Annotated in this window: 17 protein-coding genes and 3 pseudogenes; 7 read left to right on the top strand and 13 right to left on the bottom strand. The window is 74.2% G+C overall.

Annotated elements, in window-relative coordinates; genetic code table 11:
- Positions 1 to 305: 305 nt before the first annotated feature.
- The 5 genes from ABZ497_RS29310 to ABZ497_RS29290 all read right to left on the bottom strand — a co-directional run bounded on the left by ABZ497_RS29310 (position 306) and on the right by ABZ497_RS29290 (position 4,413).
- On the bottom strand, positions 306 to 914 hold the full coding sequence (locus ABZ497_RS29310) for a hypothetical protein (protein ID WP_359809512.1): 609 nt from the start codon (positions 912 to 914) through the stop codon (positions 306 to 308).
- Positions 915 to 1,130: 216 nt separating this feature from the next.
- A complete protein-coding gene (locus ABZ497_RS29305; RefSeq protein ID WP_359809510.1) occupies positions 1,131 to 1,382 on the bottom strand; it encodes a hypothetical protein in 252 nt (83 codons plus the stop codon).
- Between the two features lie 375 nt (positions 1,383 to 1,757).
- Positions 1,758 to 2,504 carry an FAD:protein FMN transferase gene (locus ABZ497_RS29300; protein ID WP_359809508.1) on the bottom strand — a complete coding sequence of 249 codons (747 nt, stop codon included), beginning with the start codon at positions 2,502 to 2,504 and terminating at the stop codon, positions 1,758 to 1,760.
- Entirely contained in the window at positions 2,504 to 3,007 is a 504-nt protein-coding gene (locus tag ABZ497_RS29295) for an FMN-binding protein (RefSeq protein WP_359809506.1), read from the bottom strand. The genes ABZ497_RS29300 and ABZ497_RS29295 overlap by 1 nt, the downstream gene beginning before the upstream one ends.
- An 11-nt stretch (positions 3,008 to 3,018) precedes the next feature.
- A complete protein-coding gene (locus ABZ497_RS29290) occupies positions 3,019 to 4,413 on the bottom strand; it encodes a ferredoxin reductase family protein (protein WP_359809504.1) in 1,395 nt (464 codons plus the stop codon).
- Between the two features lie 275 nt (positions 4,414 to 4,688).
- Between ABZ497_RS29290 and ABZ497_RS29285 the strand changes: the two genes are divergently transcribed.
- Together ABZ497_RS29285 and ABZ497_RS29280 are read left to right on the top strand one after the other, a co-directional pair.
- The gene (locus ABZ497_RS29285) at positions 4,689 to 5,399 is read left to right on the top strand and encodes a response regulator transcription factor (RefSeq protein ID WP_359809502.1); all 711 of its coding nucleotides are present in this window, start codon (positions 4,689 to 4,691) and stop codon (positions 5,397 to 5,399) included.
- Positions 5,400 to 5,439: 40 nt separating this feature from the next.
- Positions 5,440 to 6,924: a HAMP domain-containing sensor histidine kinase gene (locus ABZ497_RS29280; RefSeq protein WP_359809501.1), complete on the top strand. Its 1,485-nt coding sequence runs from the start codon at positions 5,440 to 5,442 to the stop codon at positions 6,922 to 6,924.
- Positions 6,925 to 7,019: 95 nt separating this feature from the next.
- Here the strand turns inward: ABZ497_RS29280 and ABZ497_RS29275 are convergent, their stop codons facing one another.
- The 4 genes and pseudogenes from ABZ497_RS29275 to ABZ497_RS29260 form a co-directional block, all read right to left on the bottom strand.
- Positions 7,020 to 8,285: an APC family permease gene (locus tag ABZ497_RS29275; protein WP_359809499.1), complete on the bottom strand. Its 1,266-nt coding sequence runs from the start codon at positions 8,283 to 8,285 to the stop codon at positions 7,020 to 7,022.
- A 300-nt stretch (positions 8,286 to 8,585) separates the two neighbouring features.
- Positions 8,586 to 8,738 (bottom strand): annotated as a pseudogene (locus ABZ497_RS29270) (hypothetical protein); the annotation flags it as partial.
- A 19-nt stretch (positions 8,739 to 8,757) separates the two neighbouring features.
- Complete coding sequence (locus ABZ497_RS29265; RefSeq protein WP_359809497.1) at positions 8,758 to 9,291, bottom strand: flavodoxin domain-containing protein; 534 nt, start codon at positions 9,289 to 9,291, stop codon at positions 8,758 to 8,760.
- A gap of 95 nt (positions 9,292 to 9,386) precedes the next feature.
- Positions 9,387 to 10,277 carry a universal stress protein gene (locus ABZ497_RS29260; RefSeq protein WP_359809496.1) on the bottom strand — a complete coding sequence of 297 codons (891 nt, stop codon included), beginning with the start codon at positions 10,275 to 10,277 and terminating at the stop codon, positions 9,387 to 9,389.
- Positions 10,278 to 10,801: 524 nt separating this feature from the next.
- On the opposite strand from ABZ497_RS29260, the gene ABZ497_RS29255 reads away from it, so the two are divergent.
- Positions 10,802 to 11,419: a hypothetical protein gene (locus ABZ497_RS29255; protein ID WP_359809494.1), complete on the top strand. Its 618-nt coding sequence runs from the start codon at positions 10,802 to 10,804 to the stop codon at positions 11,417 to 11,419.
- Positions 11,420 to 11,440: 21 nt separating this feature from the next.
- Here the strand turns inward: ABZ497_RS29255 and ABZ497_RS29250 are convergent, their stop codons facing one another.
- The 3 genes and pseudogenes from ABZ497_RS29250 to ABZ497_RS29240 all read right to left on the bottom strand — a co-directional run bounded on the left by ABZ497_RS29250 (position 11,441) and on the right by ABZ497_RS29240 (position 14,650).
- Complete coding sequence (locus ABZ497_RS29250) at positions 11,441 to 12,886, bottom strand: glycosyl hydrolase family 65 protein (RefSeq protein ID WP_359809492.1); 1,446 nt, start codon at positions 12,884 to 12,886, stop codon at positions 11,441 to 11,443.
- A 209-nt stretch (positions 12,887 to 13,095) separates the two neighbouring features.
- Positions 13,096 to 13,812 (bottom strand): annotated as a pseudogene (locus ABZ497_RS29245) (glycoside hydrolase family 65 protein); the annotation flags it as partial.
- A gap of 103 nt (positions 13,813 to 13,915) precedes the next feature.
- The gene (locus ABZ497_RS29240; protein WP_359809490.1) at positions 13,916 to 14,650 is read right to left on the bottom strand and encodes a pyridoxamine 5'-phosphate oxidase family protein; all 735 of its coding nucleotides are present in this window, start codon (positions 14,648 to 14,650) and stop codon (positions 13,916 to 13,918) included.
- A gap of 347 nt (positions 14,651 to 14,997) precedes the next feature.
- Here ABZ497_RS29240 and ABZ497_RS29235 point away from each other — a divergent pair.
- The 3 genes and pseudogenes from ABZ497_RS29235 to ABZ497_RS29225 form a co-directional block, all read left to right on the top strand.
- Positions 14,998 to 15,291 (top strand): annotated as a pseudogene (locus ABZ497_RS29235) (CoA-binding protein); the annotation flags it as partial.
- A 363-nt stretch (positions 15,292 to 15,654) separates the two neighbouring features.
- A complete protein-coding gene (locus tag ABZ497_RS29230) occupies positions 15,655 to 16,338 on the top strand; it encodes a response regulator transcription factor (protein WP_359809488.1) in 684 nt (227 codons plus the stop codon).
- 169 nt (positions 16,339 to 16,507) lie between these two features.
- Entirely contained in the window at positions 16,508 to 17,515 is a 1,008-nt protein-coding gene (locus ABZ497_RS29225; RefSeq protein WP_359809486.1) for a nitroreductase family protein, read from the top strand.
- Here ABZ497_RS29225 and ABZ497_RS29220 read toward each other — a convergent pair.
- Entirely contained in the window at positions 17,512 to 19,221 is a 1,710-nt protein-coding gene (locus ABZ497_RS29220; RefSeq protein WP_359809484.1) for a GAF domain-containing protein, read from the bottom strand. The two genes, ABZ497_RS29225 and ABZ497_RS29220, sit on opposite strands and share 4 nt — an antisense overlap.
- Before the next feature lie 256 nt (positions 19,222 to 19,477).
- Here ABZ497_RS29220 and ABZ497_RS29215 point away from each other — a divergent pair, with 256 nt between their 5' ends.
- Complete coding sequence (locus tag ABZ497_RS29215) at positions 19,478 to 20,521, top strand: zinc-dependent alcohol dehydrogenase family protein (RefSeq protein WP_359809483.1); 1,044 nt, start codon at positions 19,478 to 19,480, stop codon at positions 20,519 to 20,521.
- Positions 20,522 to 20,643 lie beyond the last annotated feature (122 nt).

Genomic DNA, 20,643 nt, shown 5'->3' with positions numbered 1-20,643 from the left:
GCGTCTTCAACGGAGCCTTCACGACCCAGAGCAGGCCGTCGTACCGGCTCACTTCGGAAGCCATTCGGCGGACCGCACCTCATGCGCGCCCGCCAGATAGTTCGTGCTCTGCGGAAGAACGCGGTGCACCGCGCTGAGATCGCCCGGGGAACGTCTGGCGCGAGTCCGATCGCCGGACAACCGACGGATGCGTCCCGTCAACCGGCGGGGGAGGTGCCACCGTTGTGCTGGATGCGCGGGCACGACCACGGCGCCTTGGGGACCGGCCGGTCGGTGTTGCGACCGACCGGCCGGTCCGGAGGGGGTCAGCCCATCGTGCAGGCGAGCTGGGCCTTCACAGCGTCGCGGAGGTTCTCCTGGGCGCTGCAGTCGGCGCTGAATACGTCCTGCCACTGGGGGCTGATGAAGTGGACGTTCACGATCTCGGTGACGATGTCGACGTTCTGGGCCTTGATGGTGTTCTTGGCGATCAGCACCTGCGGTGTCGGAGCGGTCTGGGCGCCGATGACGCCGCCTTCACCGTAGAACAGGTTGGTGATCTTGGTGTAGACGGTGACCCTCTTCCCCTTGATGTCGTTGCCGACGATGGCGACCGTCCAGTCCTTGTAGTTGCGCTGCCAGCCGAAGCTGGTCGCCCGGTTCAGGGCGGACACGGTGCCGTACTGGGCCTTGATGATCCAGTGGTGCCTGAGCAGCGGGCGACCGCTCGGGTGGTCCCGGGGGTGCGCCGGTTCCCCCGCCTGCACGGCGTCGCGCAGGTCCTGGTTCCCGGCGAACGGACGGTCCGCCCCCGAACCCGCTGGGAGCGTCGCCGCGCCGGCCGGTGCGGCGACGCCGCCGGCGACGGCGAGCGCCGCTGCCCCGGTGACCACGACCGTCCTCCACCGTGCGACGGACCGCTGACTGGTTGCCATCCTGGTACTCCTCGTTCACGTGCGTCGACGGGCCTCGCGGCACGCCCGCGCGCCCGCCACCGGGAAGTACCCGGTGCCCTCGACCCTGGCGGACCCGAGCGCGGTGCACATCAGTCGTTTGACTGACGGAGCAGAAGACCCGTCAGTGACCGACGACGAAGGTCACTGCGGAGGCCGCTCGGAGGGCAGCGGGTGGCGGAGCGCCGGACGCCCCGCTCAGTGCCAGCCGGAGTTCCAGTCCTGGTTCGCCGGTCCGGCGTCACCGCCCAAGGAGGAGAGGAGGCCGACCAAGAAGAGGACCACCACGATCAGCCCGAGCAGTACCAACCAGAAGGTGTCCTCAAATCCGGTCTGGTACGGGCCTTTTGGTCGATCCGGTCGATCCGGTCGATCCGGCTGGTCACCGTCGCCCTCGTCGCTCCGGCGCTCGTCGCTCCGGCCCTCGGCATCGCTGCCCTCGTCGGCCACCGTGTGCCCCCTCCGTCCGGACTCATGGCACCGCGTCGCACGGTCGGCGTCAAGTCTTTCGGCGGTGGCGCAGCCGCGTGGGCCCGCTCAGCTCCCGGCCTTGCGGGGGCCACATCAGCCGGTGGTGGCCACCATCGCCCAGCCGCGCGCCATCGGACGGCGACGTCCTCGGTACGCGAGCCGAGGGTGGGCCCGTAGAGCGCCCACGCCATCGGGACGGCGGTGATCGCCGCAACGGTGAGTTGTGCCCGGTACGTGGGGACAGAGCTCCCGGGGGGCGGCGGAGTTCACGGCGCCCGGCCGCGCGCACCGGAGGCACCCGCGTGACGAACACCCGACGCCGAAGGGCCGGGTCGGTGCGGCCGTGGTCCCGGGTCAGGGCGCGGCGAGGAGGGCGGTCAGGCCGGAGGTGCCCAGGCGGGTGCCGTCGGACAGGATCACGAGGGCCTCGATGCCGCTGCGTCGCTCGGCCCAGTGCAGGGCGGCGGCTGGCCCCATGGCGAAGGCGGCCGTCGCCAACGCGTCGGTGAGCGCGATGTCCTGGCCGATCAGGGTGACCGAGAGCGCGCCGTGCGGCGGGAGCCCGGTGTGCGGATCCAGGATGTGCTGGCCGCGTTCTGCCGTACCGGATCCGGCGACCGCGAGGCGGTCGCGCGCCTCGACGACGGCGGCCAGCCGGCCGGGGGCCGCCGGGTCGGCGATGCCGACGCGCCACGAGCGGCCGGGCGCCGGGGCTCCGGCCGTCTGGACGTCTCCGCCACCGGTCAGACTGTGGTGCGGGAACCCGGCAGCCGTCAGCAGGTGGGAGGCGCGTTCGATCGCCCAGCCCTTGACCCAGCCCGACGGGTCGAGGGAGCCGCCGGCCCGTACGGAGAAGTAGCCGGCGGTCTCCCGTGCCACGGCGGCGCAGTGGTCGAGGGCCTCGGTCACCAGCGGATCGCACTGGGCGAGGGTCAGCTCGCCGCGGGCGAGACGGCTGATCTGACTCAGCGGCTGGTAGGTGGAGAAGAGCCGGTCGAGCCGGTGGAGTTCGGCGAGGGCCGGGGCGAGGTCGGCGGGCGCGGCGTCGCGGACGGCGAAGGAGAAGACCGTCCCCATGGCGTGCTCGGTGTGTCCGAGCATCAGACGCCCGCCTGGTCGAGGGCGCTCTGCAACGACCGCCGGTAGCCCTCGCTGGTGTAGGTGGCGCCGGCGACGGCGTCGACGCGCGCGCTCTGCGCGGAGACGGCCTCCTGATTGAGCCGGGGCAGCGCGAACTGGTTGATCTCCAGGTCGCGCCTGCTCTCCGACGGGTACCGCACCACCTCGGCCTTGGTGATCCGGCCGCCGCTGAGGGTGATCCGCACCTGGACCGGTCCGTAGCGGGTGTCGACGGCGTTGCCGGTGACGACCCGGGTGCCGGAAGCGTTACCCGCTCCTGCGGCGGCCGAGGGCGACGAACCCCCGGACGATGGCTCCCCGGCCGACGACCCCCCGGGCGTCGCCGGGGCGGCGGACGCGGTGCCGCCCGGATCGGAACCGATGACGGGGGCGGCCCCGGGGGAGGCGGAGCCGTGCGGCTTGAGGGAGAGCAGCAGGACGACGCCGGCTGCGGTGACGGTGCTGGCCAGAACGGCGCGGCGCATGGCGGGCTCCTTCAGAGGTCGAACGACTCGTGGTGGATGCGGTGGGCGGGGACGCCGGCGGCACGCAGCTCGTGCGTGACCGCCCCGGTCATGGCCGCCGGCCCGCACAGGAACACGTCGTGCCGCGCCAGGCCCGGCACCAGCCGGCCGAGCGCGGCGGCGGAGAGCGGGTCGCCCGTCACGTCACGACGGCCGACGAGGTAGGACAGGCGGGCCGAGCGCGTCCCGGCGATCCGCTCCAGTTCCTGCCGGAACAGCAGGTCCTCGCCGTCCCGGGCCCGGTAGAGCAGGGTCAGCTCACCGGGCCCGGCCGGCAGGGTCTCGAACAGGGTCCGCAGCGGGGTGATGCCGACGCCGCCGGCGATCAGCAGGACACGCCGCTGGGTCCGCCGGCGGGCAGTGAAGGCCCCGTACGGGCCCTCGGCGCGCACCCGGGTGCCCGGGTGGAGGCCGGCGAGGGCGGCGCTGTGGCCGCCGAGCCCCTTGACGGTGAAGCGCAGGAACCGGTCGGTGGGCGGTGCGGAGAGCGAGTACGGGTTGGCGGCCCACCGCAACCCGGGGGCGAGGAACTGGAGCCGGAAGAACTGGCCCGGTTCGGCGCGCAGTTCGGCCAGCCGCTCACCGGCCAGGAAGACGGACACCACCCCGGGGCCCTCGGGACGGACCTCCGCGACGTGCAGCCGGTGGCGGCGGTCGCGGAGGAACGGGACGGCGAGCCGGTACCAGCCCAGCACGGCGAAGGTGCCGAGGTAGAGCACGTACCAGCCGGCGTGGGCGGGCCCTCGGCCGAGGTCGGCGCCGTTGGTGAGCTGGTGGGCGAAGCCGAGGGCGACCGCGAGATAGGTCGCCAGGTGCAGGTAGTACCAGGTCTCGTAGCCCAGCCTGCGTCGGGCCGCCCGGGCCGAGACGGCGCCGGTGCCGAGGAGGAGCAGGGTGGCCGCGGTGGCCTTGAGCATGTCCGGGTCGTGGAGCACCATCCGCACGGTTTCGCCGACGACGGCCCGGTGCGCGGTGAGCGCGGACCCCCAGACGACGGTGAGGACGTGGACGGTGACCAGACCGACCAGGTAGCGCCCGCCGATCGCGTGCCAGCACGCCAGCCGGTCCGCGCCGACGTCCCGTTCCAGGGCGGGTATCCGGGCCATCAGCAGGAGCAGCACCGGCGCGGCGTACCCGGCGAGCAGGCCGGTGATCCGGCCCGCCCCGGTGAGCCACTGGTCGGCACCGGTCACCGCGTAGGTGTCCTGCCACCACAGGGCGAGCACGGCGGCCGCTCCGGTGGCCACGGCCGGCGGGACGAGCCGGGCGAGCAGCCACGGCGGGAGCACCGGCCGCTGTGAGGTGCGCTGGTGCCGACGGTGGCCGGCGGGCGCGGCGCGACGCGGTCGCCGGACTGCGGTACCCATGGTCCTGTTCCTCTCTGTGCGGCTCCGACGTCCTGCGCGCGGCCCGGCAGGGTGCGCGGACGACCGTGATCCGGAGACCGGCCCACCGTGTCAGCCGTACCTCTCAGTTCCCTCTGAGTTCCGCCGCCACCGACCCTCCCGCAGGGAGTTCTGCCAGCTCAGGGCCATGATCGACGGTTCGCGGTCTCAGCGGATTCTCACCCTGGCACGGCACAATGGCGCGGAGAGCTACCGCATGCCCCCGGCGACCGGGAGCGCCGACCGGATTGGATGCCATGCCCGTGCCCACCCCGCGTGTCCTGGTCGTCGACGACGAACCCGACCTGGTCGAGGTTCTGTGCGCCGCCCTGCGCCACGAGGGCTGGGAGTCGCGCGGGGCGGCCTCGGGGGAGGAGGCGGTGCTGGAGTGCCGGCGCTGGGAGCCCGACGCCGTCGTGCTGGACATGATGCTCCCCGGCCTGGACGGCATGGCGGTGCTGGCACGCATCCACGCCGAGCAGCCCCAGGTACGGGTGCTGTTCCTGACCGCCCGCGACGCCGTCGAGGACCGGATCGCCGGGATCGAAGCCGGCGGCGACGACTACGTCACCAAGCCCTTCAGCCTGCGGGAGGTCGTGGTCAGGCTGCGGCGGCTGCTGCGGCGGGCCCAGGCGGCGGACACCTCCGCGGCCGGAGTGCCGGCGGGCGCCCTCGTGCTGGGTGACCTCGTCCTGGTGGAGCAGTCCAGGGAGGTGCTCCGGGGCGGCACTCCGGTCGAGCTGTCCCCGACCGAGTTCCAGGTGCTCCGCTACCTGATGCAGCATCCGCGCCAGGTGCTGAGCAAGGCCCAGATCCTGGATGCCGTCTGGTCCTACGACTTCGGCGGGCAGGCCCATGTCGTGGAGCTCTACATCAGTTATCTGCGCAAGAAGGTCGACGCGGGCCGGCCGGCGATGATCCACACCGTCCGGGGCGCCGGCTACCTGATCAAAGCACCGGTCACGTGAAGGCCGCTCGGTGAAGGGCTGCCCCCTGAAGGATCGCTCGGTGAAGGGCAGCTCTGTGAAGGGCCGGCTGGTGGACAGCCGCCTCGTGCCGCGCACCATCCGCAGCAGGCTGGTCGCAGGCCTGGTGGCCCTGCTGGCCGTCACCTTCGCCGGCGTCGGCCTCGCCGTCACCACCGCGCTCGACCACTACCTGGTGAACCAGCTCGACCAGCGCCTCGCCGACGCGGGCGGACGGTACGCCGCGAGCCTGGAACACGGCGGCGCGGGCCCGGGACCACGCGGCGACACCCGCGCCCAGAGCCCCGGCACCTTCGGCGCCCGCCTGGTGAACGGCCAGGTCACCAACGCGGGCGTGGTCGACGGCGACGCCGACGACGACGGGGTCGCCGAGGGCACCCTCCCGGCCGACACCGACGACACCGTCGCCCTCACCCAGCGGGACCGGCAGAACCTCGCCCGCCTCCCGGTGGGCGGAACACCCGGCTCGGTGCGCCTCTCCGGCCTGGGCCCCTACCGCCTCCGCGCCGTCGCCGGGCGCGACGGCGATGTCCTGATCACCGGCCTCCCCCTGCACCAGGTGCACGAGACCGAGAACCGCGTCGTCGCACTGGAGCTGGTCTCCTTCGCGATCGCCCTCGGCATCACCGGCGTGGCCGGCGCCCTCTGGGTGAGGCTCTCGCTGCGCCCGATGAACCGCATCGCCGACACGGCGGAGCGGATCGGCGCCCTCCCGCTCGCGGCGGGCGAGGTCGTCCTCGACGACCGGGTAGCGGGGGCGGACCCGAGGACCGAGACCGGCCGGGTCGCCCTCGCCTTCAACCGGATGCTGGGCCACGTCGAGCACTCCCTCGCTCAGCGCCACGCGTCCGAGAACCGGCTGCGGGCCTTCGCCGCCGACGCGGGCCACGAACTGCGGACGCCGCTCGCCACCATCCGGGGCCATGCCGAACTCGCCCTCGGCCACCCGGGAGGCACTCCGGCCGAGGTGACGCACTCCCTGCGCCGCATCGATGCCGAGTCCGTCCGGATGGGAGCCATCGTCGAGGACCTGCTGCTGCTCGCCCGGCTCGACGCGGGGCGGCCGCTCGCCCGCGAGGAGGTCGACCTCACCCGGATCGCACTCGACTGCACCCAGGACGCGCGGGTCGCGGCGCCCGGCCACCACTGGCGGCTCGAACTGCCCCCCGAACCGGTCGTCGTGACGGGGGACGAGCACCGTCTGCGCCAGGTCGTCACGAACCTGCTCTCGAACGCCCACCGCCACACGCCCGACGGCACGACCGTCGTCCTGCGGGTCGCAGCCCGCCGCATTACCGTCTCCGACGACGGCCCGGGGGTCCCTCCCGAGCTCGCCCCGCACGTCTTCGAGCGGTTCGTCCGGGGCGACAGCTCGCGCTCGCGCACGAGCGGCGGCACCGGGCTCGGCCTCGCGATCGTCGAGGCGGTCGCCACCGCCCACGGCGGCGCGGTGGCCCTGGCCCCGCGCCCTGGCGGCGGCACCGTCGTCACGGTGACCCTCGGCTGACCGGCGCCCTGGCGGCGGCACCGTCGTCACCATGACTCCCGGCCGGCCCGCGCGTCACGGCGCCGTCGGTGCACCGGCCGGCACCCGAGGCGTGTTCAGCCCCGGCGAAGCAGCCCGCGCGCGCCGTAGACGGTGGCGCCCAGCGCGATCACGGCGGCGCCCCACAGCACCGAGGCGGCCGGCAGGGCGGCGGCCAGGACGAGGCAGCCCGTCGCGCCGACCACCGGCACGACCCGGGGTGGGCGTCCCTCCGCGGGCGTGAGGGTCCAGGCGCAGGCGTTGGCGACGGCGTAGTAGGCGAGTACGCCGAAGGAGGAGAAGCCGATCGCGCCGCGCACGTCCGCGGTGGCCGCCAGGACGGCGACCACCGCGCCGACGGCCAGCTCCGCGCGGTGCGGCACGCCGAAACGCGGGTGGACGGCGGACAGCCGGTGCGGCAGGTGGTGGTCGCGGGCCATCGCCAGGGTGGTGCGTGAGACCCCGAGGATCAGTGCGAGCAGCGAGCCGAGCGCCGCCACGGCCGCACCCGCGCGCACCACCGGGGCCAGGCCCGGGGCGCCGGCGGCCCGGACGGCGTCGACCAGCGGCGCCGCCGAGTGGGCCAGAGCGGCCGGGCCGAGTACGGCGAGGACGGCGAGCGCGACGAGGGCGTACACCACCAGGGTGATGCCGAGGGCGAGCGAGACCGCCCGGGGGATGGTGCGTCGGGGATCGCGCACCTCCTCCCCGAGCGTGGCGATCCTCGCGTACCCGGCGAACGCGAAGAACAGCAGGCCGCCCGCCTGCAGGACGCCGTGGAAGCCGGCGTCCGCGCCGACCGCCCAGTGGCCGGCGTCGGCCGTCGAGCCGGTCAGGCAGGCGGTGACCACCGCGGCCAGGACGGCCAGGACGGCGGCGACGATCGCACGTGTCAGCCAGGCGGCTTTCTGGACCCCGACGTAGTTGACGGCGGTCAGCGCCACCACTGCCGCGACCGCGACGGCGTGCGCCTGGGCGGGCCACACGTAGGAGCCCACGGTGAGTGCCATCGCCGCGCACGAGGCCGTCTTGCCGACCACGAAGGCCCATCCGGCCAGGTAGCCCCAGAAGTCGCCGAGGCGCTCGCGGCCGTAGACGTAGGTGCCCCCGGACCGCGGGTATCGCGCGGCCAGCCGGGCCGACGAGGTGGCGTTGCAGTACGCCACCACGGCCGCCAGGGCCAGGCCGACCAGCAGCCCGGAGCCGGCCGCCGAAGCGGCGGGCGCGAGCGCCGCGAAGACTCCCGCGCCGATCATCGACCCGAGCCCGATCACCACGGCGTCGAACAGGCCCAGATGCCGTCCCAACGTCTCCGGAGCGGCTGGTGACGCCGACGTGTTCATGGACTGCCCTTCGCGGATTCCGATGTCGGCGCACGATACGCGAACGAGGTGGCGGGTACCTGAACGGGCCCGCCGGCCGGTTGCGGCGGACCTCGGTAGTCTCGGCCGGATCCTTCGGGAGCCGGGGGCCGCGCCGGTCCGGGTGTCCGGCGCGGCGGCGGTCTCCCGCCAGCGGGCAGCGTGACACCGGCCGCGTCTCGCCCGGTCCCCAGGCGGCGCCCGGCACCATCACCCCGGGGAAACCGGTGTCGGCATCGGGGGCGAACGCCATCCCGGCTCCCGCGAGGTCGGGGCGGACCGTCAGCTGGGCGCCGGCCGACAGTGCCGGGAAGGGGCGGTCGACGCCCATCCGCTCGCGCGGAAGTCGATCGCCTGGTCCGTGAACAGCGACGCGAGGCAGCGCCGGCAGGCGTCGATCACCGCGTCCGCGCCCCGCACATCGAGAGACGTCTCCCGCTGGCCCGCAGCCGACTCAGACCAGCCCGGCGCCCCAGGCCCGTGCCCGCTCGATCTCGCCCTGCCGTAGGGGGCCGTCGGTCTCCTCGACGACGAAGCCCTCGGGGTCGGTGACGACGTCGTAGCGGTGGCGGGTGAGCCGTTGGGCGATGCCGTCCGCGGCTCCGCCGCTCATTCGCGTGCCGGCGCGGGTGTCGAAGGCCGCGGCGTGAGTGCCGGGTTCGGTCTTGGGGAGCGAGTGGAACCAGGAGCGCAGACCCGGACCCCTGGCGGTCTCGTGCGCCTCGTGGGCGGCGTCCTCGTTGCCCTCCTTCTTCGCCTCGCCCACGGCGGCCATCCGGCGGCTGACGCCGGAGGACATCCCGTGCATGTGGGTGGGGCCGCCGACGACCAGCAGGTCCGCCGTGCGGGCCACCTCGGCGTCGGCCCGCGACACCGGGAGGCAGTCGACGGATGCCTCCGGGTCGGCCCGGTGAACGCCCTCGGCGATGGCTTCGGCGATCTCGCGGGTGTTGCCGTACATGCTCTCGTACACGACGACTGTGTGCATCGTTCTCACCTCTAGGCACCAGCCTGCGTCGTCACCCGGGCTGTCAGAGGGGGCCGTTCGGCCCCGATGGGCGAGCCGGACGGCCTTCCGCGGGTTCAGTCGTAGGAGACGACCGCGACCGGGCAGTGGACGTGGTGGATCGCGGCGTGCGCCACCGGCCCGAGGTGCGCACCGAGCGTCGCGCGCCTGACCCGGCGGCCGACCACGAGGAGCCCGGCACCGGCGGCGGCCTCGACGAGTCCGACCGCCGCGTGGCCGCGGACCAGGTCCGTCGCGACGGTCACCGTGGGGAAGCGGGAGCCCCAGGGGCCCATCGCGTCCGAGAGCTGCTGCCGCTCGGAGGCCGACAGTTCCGCGTCCATGGCACCGATGGCGGCGAACGCCATGTACTCGCTGCCGGCGGGCGGGTCCCAGGTGTGGACGACCCGAAGGGGCACGGAACGCAGCCGGGCCGCTTCGAAGGCGAAGGCGATCACGTCGTCGCAGGGGCGGCGGAGGTCCAGGCCCAGGAGGACCTCGCCGTCCGCCGCCGCGTCGTCGGCGGCGTCCTCCGCCTGAGCCGGCTTCCTACCGGCTTCCTCCGCCCGGACCAGGACCACCGGGCAGGTCGCCCTGCGCAGGACCTCCTGGCTCACGGAACCGACGAGGAAGCCCCGCAGGGTGCTCAGGCCCCGTGAGCCGAGCACCAGCATGGTGGCGCCCCGGCCGGCCGCCTCCAGGGCCTCCGCCGGGTCCTCGGGGACGTGGGCCGAGGTGACCTCGGCACCGGAGGCGAGGACGGCCCGTAGCTCCGCCTCCTTGGCGGCCAGCCGCTGTCGGCTCCAGGCGATCGCCTGGTCGGTGCCGAGGACGTCGGTCTTCGGCCACGGCCACGCTTCGACGAGTTCCAGGGGCAGTCCGCGGAGCAGCGCCTCGCGGGCTGCCCAGCCGGTCGCGGTCACGCTCTCGGGTGAGCCGTCGAAGCCCACCACGATCGGTCCGTTCATGATGTCCTCCGATGTCGGGACGGGGGTCTTGGGGGTCGGTCAGCAGGTCCGGCGGCAGGACACCGGGGCTGGCCCCGTTTCCACAGCCGACGGCCCACGGTGACGGCCCTCCGACGTCCGGCCCACCCTCGTGCCGACGGCGGGCTCATCGTGCCGGTAGTGAGGGACCCGGGTGTCCGTCGCCGAGATCGACCCCGCGCCGGCCGCGCCGGCCGCGCCGGCCGCGGCGGCCGCCGCCGCACCGCGCTGCTCCCGGACGGGTGCCTCGGACGGCGATCCGGTCTCCCCGTGCGGCTCCCACGGCGTGCTCCCAGCTCGATCCGGCCGGCTTGTCCTTCCATGGCACCACGGTCGGCGGGTCACGGCAGGGGCCGGACGGCCCCCGATCGGGGCTGTCCGACCCGCTGTCCCGGGGACGGCAGGGCCGCGCGGCCGATCCGGCGGACCCTGTGCCGTCCCCGTCGCCACCGGAAGACTGACTGCAGGGCCGGCGGGGGACCGGCCCGACAGCGAGGAGGCGCGTCATGTCCGGTGCAGTCACCACTCATGGACACCCAGCCGCGTACTCGCGCCTGCGGCAGCACGTCCGCCGCGCCGTGGGACACGACCGCAACCCGCTCTGCCGCATGGTCGACCGGGCGTACAGCCGCCTTGTCACGGCGCTGGCACTGGCGCTCGTCGCCGCGCTGGCCGGCGCCGCCGGCGTGGGCCTGCTGCTGTTCCGGGCCGGGGCGCACGACGCCCACGAGATCGCCCGGCACCGGCACACCGTCACCGCGGTCACCTCGGGGCCCGCCCAGCCGGACGACCTCCGGGCGGCCGGCACCCGCTCCCACGCGCAGGCCAGGTGGAGCTATCCGGCCGGTCCCGGAGCCGGGCTGATCGCGGTTCCGGCCGGGGCCGGTGCGGGCACGGCGGTCGTGATCCAGGTCGACGACGGTGGCCTCCCGGCGGATGCCGCCCCGTCCAGCGGTACGGTCCTCTCGAACGCCGCGGTCATCGGCGTCGGTGTGTGGATCGCGCTCTCCCTGCCGGTCGTCGGCGGGTACGTGATGCGGCGGTGCCGGCTGGAGCGCGGGGCCGATCTCGAGTGGGAGTCCGCCTGGGAGCAGGTGGAGCCGCTCTGGTCCGGCCGGCGGTGACCGCGGCGGTGCTCGTCGGCGTCAGAGCGGCAGGACGCGCGTCTCGCCGGGTGCGACGCTGGTCGTCGTCCCACGGAGGCGGATCCGGACGGGGTCCTGCGGGCCGTCGCGCAGGCTCACCGTCACCGCCCCGTGGTCGACGGCGAGGAGCACGCCCCAGTGGCCGCGGTAGCGGAGCTCCAGAGTCAGGCAGCCGAGGGCGGACGGCAGGTGCGGATCGAGCCAGAGGGCGTCCTCACGGATCTCCAGCCCGGTGTAGCAGCGTTGGAGCAGGTCCACGGCGCCCGCCATGGCACCGAGGTGGATGCCCTCCGCCGTGGTCCCGCCCTGGCCGTCCCGGAGGTCGGCGACCAGGGCGTCGCGGAAGTACCGCCAGGAGGCCCGGCGATCGGAGCGGGTGAGCACCCAGGCGTGCACCACCGAACTGAGCGTCGAGCCGTGGACGGTGCGCCTCAGGTAGTACGCGGTGGTGCGGCGCTGCAGCTCGTGCCGGGCCGGGTAGCCGAGCTGGCGCAGCAGGTCCCGGACCTCGCGGGCGGAGAACAGGTACCAGAGCATCAGCGCGTCCGCCTGCTTGGAAACCCGGTACCGGTTGACCGTGTCGCCCTCGGCCTCCAGGATCCGGTCGAGTCGACGCAGGTCGGTGTAGCGGCCGCGGTAGGCCGCCCAGTCGAGTTCGGTGAGCCGCTCGTAGCCGTCGAACTGGCTGAGTACTCCGTCGTGGAAGGGGACGTACAGGCGCCGGCTCACCTCGCGCCAGCGGTCGAGTTCGCCGGCGTCGAGCCTCAGGCGTTCCACCAGTTCGTCGTGACGGTAGCCGGGCAGGAGGCGCAGCGTGTCGAGGGCGCGGGTGAGTGCCCAGGAGGCGAGGACGTTGGTGTACGCGTTGTCGTCCAGACCCGGCCCCTCTGCCCAGGGGTAGGCGTCGTGGTACTCGTCCGGGCCGAGCACGCCGCGGATCGACCAGCGGTCCCGGGCCGGGTGGTAGCCGGCGGCGGAGGACCAGAACCGGGCGATCTCCAGCAGCATCTCGGCGCCGGGGCCGGCGAGGAAGTCCATGTCACCGGTGGCCTGGTAGTACTGCCAGATGTTGTAGGCGACCGCCGACCCGACGTGCCGCTGGAGGTGGCTGTGGTCCGGCAGCCAGCGCCCCGAGAGCGGGTTCAGGTGCAGGAGCTGCGACTCCTCCCGGCCGTCGCTCGCGCTCTGCCACGGGTACATCGCGCCGCGGAGCCCCGACTCGTGGGCAGCCTGCCGGGCGGCGTCCAGACGGCGGTGGCGGTAGCGCAGCACGGCGCGGGCCAGCTCCGGGAACCGCAGGTTGAGCAGCTGGAGGACGAACAGCTCGTCCCAGAAGACGTGGCCACGGTAGGCCTCGCCGTGCAGCCCGCGCGCGGGTACGCCGACATCGAGGTCGACGGAGTGCTCGGAGTAGGTCTGCAGTACGTGGAACAGGTTGAGGTGCAACGGACCGGCGCCCCGAAATCAGCCTCGATCCGGCACCTGTGCCACAGCTCGGTCCAGCGGAGGGCGTGTTCGGCCAGCAGTCGGTCGAATCCGGGAGCCCGGGCGGCCAGCAGCCGGGAGGCGTGCAGGGGCGTCTCGATCGCCGGGTCGTGGGAGGTGTGGACCGCCACGGTCTTCTCGACCGTCACGGGCCGGCCCCGTTCGCCGTCCACCGTGAGGATCTGTGCCACCCGGCCCTCCCCGGGGCCGTCGGCCGACCGCAGGCGTTCGTCGCAGCCGCGGATCGAGGTTCGGGCGGCAAGGGCGATGCGCAGCGGCGAACCGGCGGCCGTGGCCTCCAGCCAGAGCACGCCGTTCTCGTCCGTGCCGTGGCCGGCCGGTTCGAGGTGGCGGTCGGTGAGGCCCCGGTAGCGGGCCACGCCGGTGTTGGCGACGACACCGTCCAGGGCCGAGCGGATCTCCAGCGGCCCGGACCAGTTCTCGGGGGTGAAAGTGCTCTCCAGGGCGACGAGGTGGGGCTGTGCCTGGCTGGCCAGACGGCGTTGCACGAGCCGGGTCCGTCGCCCTGCGGAGTCGACGACGAGGGCGTGCCGGGTGAGCACGCCCCGTCTCAGGTCCAGTTCCACGCTCTGTTCGGCCGGTGGGCCGGTGAACCAGTGGCCGCCGGTGGGGCGGAAGGTCAGCGGGAGCCAGTTGGGGCAGTTGACCAGGTCCTCGTTGGTGACCACCCGGCCCGCGACCGTCGAGGCGGCGCGGTCGTAGCAGCCGGCCAGGTAGGTGCCCGGATAGTGCACGCCGTCGGCCACCGCCTCGGGGGCCGCGCCGCGCGTCACCAGGTAACCGTTGCCCACCGCGCAGAGCACCTCGCGCAGGCCCTCCTCGGCAGGCTCGAAGCCCTCGTAACGGAGGGTCCACGGGTCCGGCATCGCCGGGTACGCCGGCCCGGTACCGGTGGATGTGTCCGCTGCCACGAGGTGACCTCCGCGCTGCCGGCCTGCTCCCAGTGTGCGCACGGGGCCGCCGCGCCGCTCACCGGGCGGCGTCCCCCGGAGCCCGATCACCCGACTCGTCCTCGGTCCGGATGATCCGGCCGGTCACCGCGGTGGGGTGCAGACGGATCCACACGTCACGCTGTCCGCCGGCCCACGGGTCCGGGTCGCCGCACCGGCCGAGCCGTTCGATCGCCTCGGATTCGTCGAAGGCGGCGGCCCAGCCGGTGACCAGAACGCTCCAACCGCTGCGCAGTGCCTCGTCGACCCGGTCGACCTCGAAGGCGATCCGGGTACCCGGGGCGGCGGCGAGGGTGCTGCGGGCGGCGGTTCGCAAGAGCAGGGTGCCGTCGAGCACCCGGTAGTTGACCGGGAGCACGACCGGGCCGTCCGCGGTGCTCAGTGCCACCCGCCCGACGCCGCCGGGCACCAGCCTGTCCCAGCACGCGGTGACCGGCAGCTCCGCCAGCACGGGACGGGCCGCGGCGGCCCCCCAGCCGGGCGGGAGGTCGACCTCGCCGCCGAGCAGCCGGGTGACGGTGGTGCCGAGCGCGTCGGCCAGCCTGATGAGCGGCCCCGCCTCGGCGGTGGACGGAGAGGACTCCAGGTAGTCGAGGAATCCCTCGGCCATCCCCGCCCGGGCGGCCGCCTCGGCCCGGCTGAGCCCGAGCTCCCGGCGGCGCTGTGCGATACGACGGCCCAGGTCACCGGGGTGCGCCGGCCCACGCGAGGCCGTCGGGCGGGGCCCGGCGGCCTCGCCGTCTGAAAGCTTCATGAACACGGGGTGCTCCTCTGCTCCGCGAGCCCTCACGGGCACGGTCCCGGTGCCGCCGGACGGTCGGCTCGGTTCCCAGGATGAGCCGGTGGCGTTCCTGCCGGAAAGGGCCGCCCGGGCCCCGCCGGCACCGCCGCGCGGCCCCCTGCGCTGCCGTCCGGAGGGCCGGTCGGCCCTTTTCGGGACGGGCGCCACGGACCAGGCTGGAAGCGCGCACAGGTCGACGGGCCGAGGAGGGCCGCCATGTCCATCGCCCACCCTTCACAGGCCACCGCCGAGGCACTGCTCACGGACGGTACGACCGTCGTGATCCGCCCGCTCGGCCCACAGGACCGCCAGGCGGTCCTGTGGGCGCCCTGCCCGCCGTCCCGGATCTCGCCGTGCTGGCGGTTCCGGCGGCGTCCGTGCCAGAGGCGGCGCAGGAGTGCGGCCGGGCCGGCGTCCGCGCGCTGGTGGTCCTGGCCTCGGGGCTTACGGCCGGTGAAGCCCGCCGTCTGATGGGCAGCTGCCGGCGGTACAGCATGCGGCTGACCGGACCGAACAGCCTCGGCCTCGCGCAGACCGATCTCGCCGTCCGACTGGACGCCGAGTTCGGCGCCGCCCTCCCGCTGCCCGGGACGGCCGGGGTGGCGGTGCCGTCTGCGTCGATGCCAGGGGCAGGCTGGAGCCCTGCCCCTCCTTCGACCCCTACCTGCGGCGGCTCCGTCGCCCGGCGGCCGCCGAGGAGGCGTGACCACCCGTGGCACGTCCGCAGGGCTCGCGGGTCTCGCGCGCGGCGCCGGAGCGGATCACCGGGGGAGAGGAGGTCGTCGGCGTCGGCACTCGCGAGGTCGCCGACGACGTGCGCACCCCCAAGCGGTCCGCGGCGCGGGTCGCTCACGCCGTCCGCCGCCGGCGCCGTGCCCGTCGCGGTCGTTCCGCACGGCTGAACCCTCTGATGCGCCGGGGCGTCCGGGCGCGCAGAATCATTGGGGAGACCACGTACACCCCTCAGGGAGCACGCGATGGACGCGACCGAGTCCACCCGGCCCGTGCAGGTGTTCCTGCTGGACGACCACGAGGTGGTCCGGCGCGGGGTACGCGACCTGCTGGAGGCGGAGCCGGACATCGAGGTCGTCGGCGAGGCCGGCACCTGCGCGCAGGCGCTGGCGCGGGTCCCGGCGCTTCGGCCCGATGTCGCCGTCCTCGACGTACGACTGCCGGACGGGGACGGCGTCACCGTCTGCCGGGAGCTGCGCGACGGGATGCCGGACCTGGCGTGCCTCATGCTGACCTCCTTCGACGACGACGACGCCCTACTGGACGCGATCATGGCGGGTGCGGCCGGATACGTGCTGAAGCAGGTCAAGGGGGCCGACCTGGTCGGGGCGGTGCGGACGGTGGCTTCCGGACAGTCCATGCTCGACCCGGCGACCACCCGCCAGCTGATGGAGAGCCTGCGCCACCACGAGGAGAGCGACACCGACGCCGCGCTGGCCCAATTGACCCCGCGCGAACGGGAGATCCTCGTACTGGTGGGGGAGGGGAAGACCAACCGGCAGATCGGCCGGGAACTCTTCCTCGCCGAGAAGACCGTCAAGAACCACGTCTCCCGGATGCTCGCCAAACTCGGCGTGGAACGCCGCCTGCAGGCCGCCGTCATCGCCGCGCACGCGGATACCGACCAGCAGCAACCGCGCCCGCACTGACCGGCCGCACCGAGACCGGACGGCCCGGGTGCTTGAGCCGGTCGGCCCAAGCGCCGGGGCGCTTCCCGGCCGCACGCTGGAACGGAAGCACCGACCCGGTCCCGTCCGGCCGAACTCCGCACCGTCGGTCGTCCGCCTCCGGCCGACCGCACACCCCGGGGAGCCCGTCATGCCCACCCTCGCTCTCGACGCCGCCGCACTGGAGAAGCTCGTCTCCGCCGCGGTCGCCGCACCGTCGATCCACAACAGCCAGCCCTGGCACTTCCGGCTCCAGCCGGAGACCTCGCTCCTGGAGGTCCGCGCCGTGCGGGAACGCGCCGTTCCGGCCGCCGACCCGCAGGGGCGCGCGATGCACGTCTCCGTCGGCGCGGCGGTGCTCAATCTCCGGGTCGCCGCCCGGTACCTCGGGTGGGCCCCGGAGGTGCGCCTGCTGCCCGACCCGGGTGAACCGGACCTGTTCGCGACCGTCCGGCTGGACGAGTCGTCCCCGGTGGACCTCCCCGGTACGGACGAGCTGTACGAGGCGATCTGGCACCGCCACTCCATCCGCACGCCCTTCACCGGCGATCCGGTCCCGCCGGGCGTTCTCGACGAACTCGTCGCAGTCGCAGGGGCGGAGAGCGCGGTGCTCCACCTCCCCGGCCACGACGAGACGGCCAGGCTGCTGGAGCTCACGGCCGAGGCCGAGCGCCGCAACACCACCGACGAGGCCGCGCGGACCGAGAGCCGCCAGTGGATCCGCAGCGGGGAGCTGCCGGCCGTCGGCATCCCGGTCCGTGCCCTCGGACCGCAGGACCGCGCCGGCCGGCTGCCGATGCGTGACTTCGCCGCCCTCCGGGCCGGCGAGCACCAGGCACCCGCCACGTTCGAGCGGGAGCCTCTGATCGCGGTACTCGCCACCCGGGGCGACCACCCCGAGGACTGGCTGCGCGCCGGGCTGGCCCTGGAGCACGTCCTTCTCACCGCCACCGTGCACGGCGTCCGGGCCTCGCTGCTGCACCAGGCGATGGAGTGGCCGAACCTGCGGTGGGAGGCCCGGGAGCCGCATGAGCGGCCCGGCCACGTCCAGATGCTGATCCGGCTCGGTTACGGACCGGAGGGCGCCCCCACACCGAGGCTGCCGGCCGAGGACGTCCTGGATCCGGAGACCGAGGACGTCCTGGACCCGGAGACCTAGGCCAGCGGGACCCGCCACACCAGGTCGGTGCCGCCGCCGGGCCGGCCGCGGGCGGTGAAGCTGCCGCCCAGGGCGGCAGCCCGTTCGGCGAGGTTGGCCAGTCCGCTGCGCCGACCGCCCTCGGGCAGGCCGATGCCGTCGTCGGTCACGGTGAGTGCCAGCTCGGTCCCGGCGGTGATCGTGACGTCGACGGTGCTCGCGTCGGCGTGCCGGGCGGCGTTGGACAGGGCTTCCTCCAGCACGGCGATCACACCGTCCGCTGCCTCGGTCGGTACGGTGACGTCGAGCAGACCGGTCATCCGCAGGCCCGGGGTGAAGCCAAGGATCCGCGCCGCCCGTTCGACCGTCGCGACCACACGGGAGCGCAGCCCGGCGGCCGCCGGGCCGCTCTCGCGGGCGCGGAGGCCGAAGATGGTGGCCCGGATGGTCTTCGCGGTGTCGTCCAGGTCGTCGATCGCGCGCAGGACGCGGTCGGTCGCCTCCGGATGCTCGATGAAGCGGGTGGCGCCCTGGAGGGTCATGCCGGTGGCGAAGAGGCGCTGGATCGCCAGATCGTGCAGGTCGCGGGCGATCCGGTCCCGCTCCTGGAGCAGGGCGATCTGCTCGGACTCCCGGCGCCGTTCGGCCAGCTCCATCGCGACGGCCGCCTGGGCAGCGAAGCCGAGCAGCGGGCCGGACTCGTCCGGCCCGAACGGGGCAGCCCCGGTCGCCCGCGCCAGCACGAGCACGCCGCGCACCCCGTGCTCGGGGGTGCCGATGGGCACCGCCACGGCGGGACCCAGCCCCTCCCAGCGCGGCGGCCCGGCAGTGATCCTCGGGTCCTTGCTCACGTCCGGGCTGACCACGAGGCCACCGGTCCGGGCAGCCGCACCGACGAACGACCCCTCCCTGGGCAGGACCAGCCCGCGGTGCCGCTTCTCACCCAGGCCCACCGCGAACCGGACCTCCAGCTCGCCGGTGTCCGCGAGGGGAAGGGCGACGACAGCGAGGTCCGCGCCGGAGATCTGGGCGGCCCGGCCGACCAGCAGGTCGAGCACCCGCTCCTCCGGGCTGCCGGACAGCAGACTGCTGGTGACCTCCGCGCTGGCCGCCAGCCACCGCTCGCGCAGCCTGGCCTGCGCGTACAGGCGGGCGTTGTCGATCGCGACCCCGGCCGCCACGGCGAGGGTGGCCAGTACCGACTCGTCCTCCGCGTCGAACTCACCGCCGCCCCGTTTCTCGGTCAGGTAGAGGTTGCCGAAGACCTTGTCGCGGATGCGGATCGGCACGCCGAGGAAGCTGTGCATCGGCGGGTGCCCGGCCGGGAAGCCGTACGAGGCGGGGTGATCGGAGATCCTGGCCAGGCGCAGCGGCTCGGGGTGGCGGATCAGTTCGCCCAGGACCCCGTGGCCGGAGGGCAGGTGTCCGATTCGTTCGACCTGCTCGTCCGTGAGGCCCACCGGGATGAACCGGGAGAGTTTTCGGCCCTCGCCGACGACCCCGAGCGCGCCGTACTCGGCGTCCACCAGGACGATCGCCGCCTCCACGATGTGCCGCAGCGCCTGGTCCAGCTCCAGATCGCGGCCCACCGACAGGACGGCCTCCAGCAGGCTGTGTATCCGGTCGCGGGTGCCGCGTGCCGCGTCCAGCCGGGTCTGGAGCTCGTCCAGCAGGTCGTCCAGACGCAGCTGCGGCAGGGGAGCGGGACGCTCCGGTGTACTGCCCAACGGATTCCTCCGACTCCTGCGAAACTCGCCGGATGCCACTGACCAGCGTAGGCGCGCACCTCCCGAGGCGCCGGGCGGGCCTACCGGAGACCGGGGCCCAACGGCCCCACGTGTCGACCCACCCGCCCCATGGCGGCCACCGGTCACAGGCGCAACGCTGGAAGGGAAGGCGAGGCGGTGAGCCGCCGCCCGGCGCACACGCCCGACGGCGACCCGTCACCCCCGCACGCACCCGCCCGACAGGGGTGATCAGGACATGAAGGCGCTGACCTACCACGGACCGGGACGCCGCACCTGGGGCGAGGTCCCCGACCCGGCCGTCCGTGATCCGGAGGACGCGGTCGTCCGGGTCGACGCGGTGACCATCTGCGGCACCGACCTGCATATCCTCAAGGGCGACGTGCCCGAGGTCACCGAGGGCCGCGTCCTCGGCCACGAAGCCGTCGGCACCGTCGTCGAGACCGGACCAGGCGTCCACACCGTCAAGCCCGGCGACCGTGTGCTCGTCTCCTGCATCTCCGCCTGCGGCCGCTGCGCATACTGCCGGGAGGCGAGCTACGGTCAGTGCACGGGAGGCGGGGGCTGGATCCTCGGGCACCTGGTCGACGGTGCCCAGGCCGAGTACGTCCGTACCCCCTTCGCGGACAACTCCCTCCACCGCCTCCCCGACGGGGTCGGTGACGAGCAGGCCCTGCTGTTCGCCGACATCCTGCCCACCTCCTACGAGGTCGGCGTCCAGAACGGCCGGGTCGGCCCCGGCGACACCGTCGCGGTGGTCGGTGCGGGCCCGATCGGGCTGGCCGCGATCATCACCGCCCGGCTCTACAGCCCCGCCCGCGTCATCGCGATCGACCTCGCCACCAGCCGCCTGGAAGCCGCCGAGCGGGCCGGCGCGGACACCACCCTGACCGTCGCCGACGCCACCCCCGAGGCGGTCCGCGCACTGGGCCGCGACGGACTCGGCGTGGACGTGGCGATCGAGGCGGTCGGCGTCCCCGAATCCTTCGAACTGTGCACCCGGGTGGTGCGCCCGGGTGGGCGGGTCGCCAACGTCGGCGTGCACGGCAATCCCGCGGTCCTGCACCTGGAGGAGCTCTGGATCCGCGACGTCACCATCACCACCGGTCTGGTCGACACCCACAGCACCCCGCTGTTGCTCGACATGGTGGCCGCCGGCCGGCTCGACGTCTCCGGGCTGGTCACCCACCGCTTCGGCCTCGACGAGATGCAGGACGCCTACGACGTCTTCGCGGACGCGGGCGACAACGGCGCCCTCAAGGTCGCGCTCTTCCGGACCTGAGCCCCTGGCACCGAGGAGTCGATGTGAACCAGAACTCCGGACCTGACGCCGCCCAGCGGGTGGATCCGGCCCTCGTCGCCCGGCGGATCGATGACCGCCGTCGCCAGCTCGGGCTGACCGAG

Source organism: Kitasatospora sp. NPDC005751 (genome assembly GCF_040630835.1).
GTDB lineage: Bacteria > Actinomycetota > Actinomycetes > Streptomycetales > Streptomycetaceae > Kitasatospora.
The sequence above is the reverse complement of the archived record's forward strand: the minus strand, read 5'-3'. Positions and strand labels throughout refer to the sequence as shown.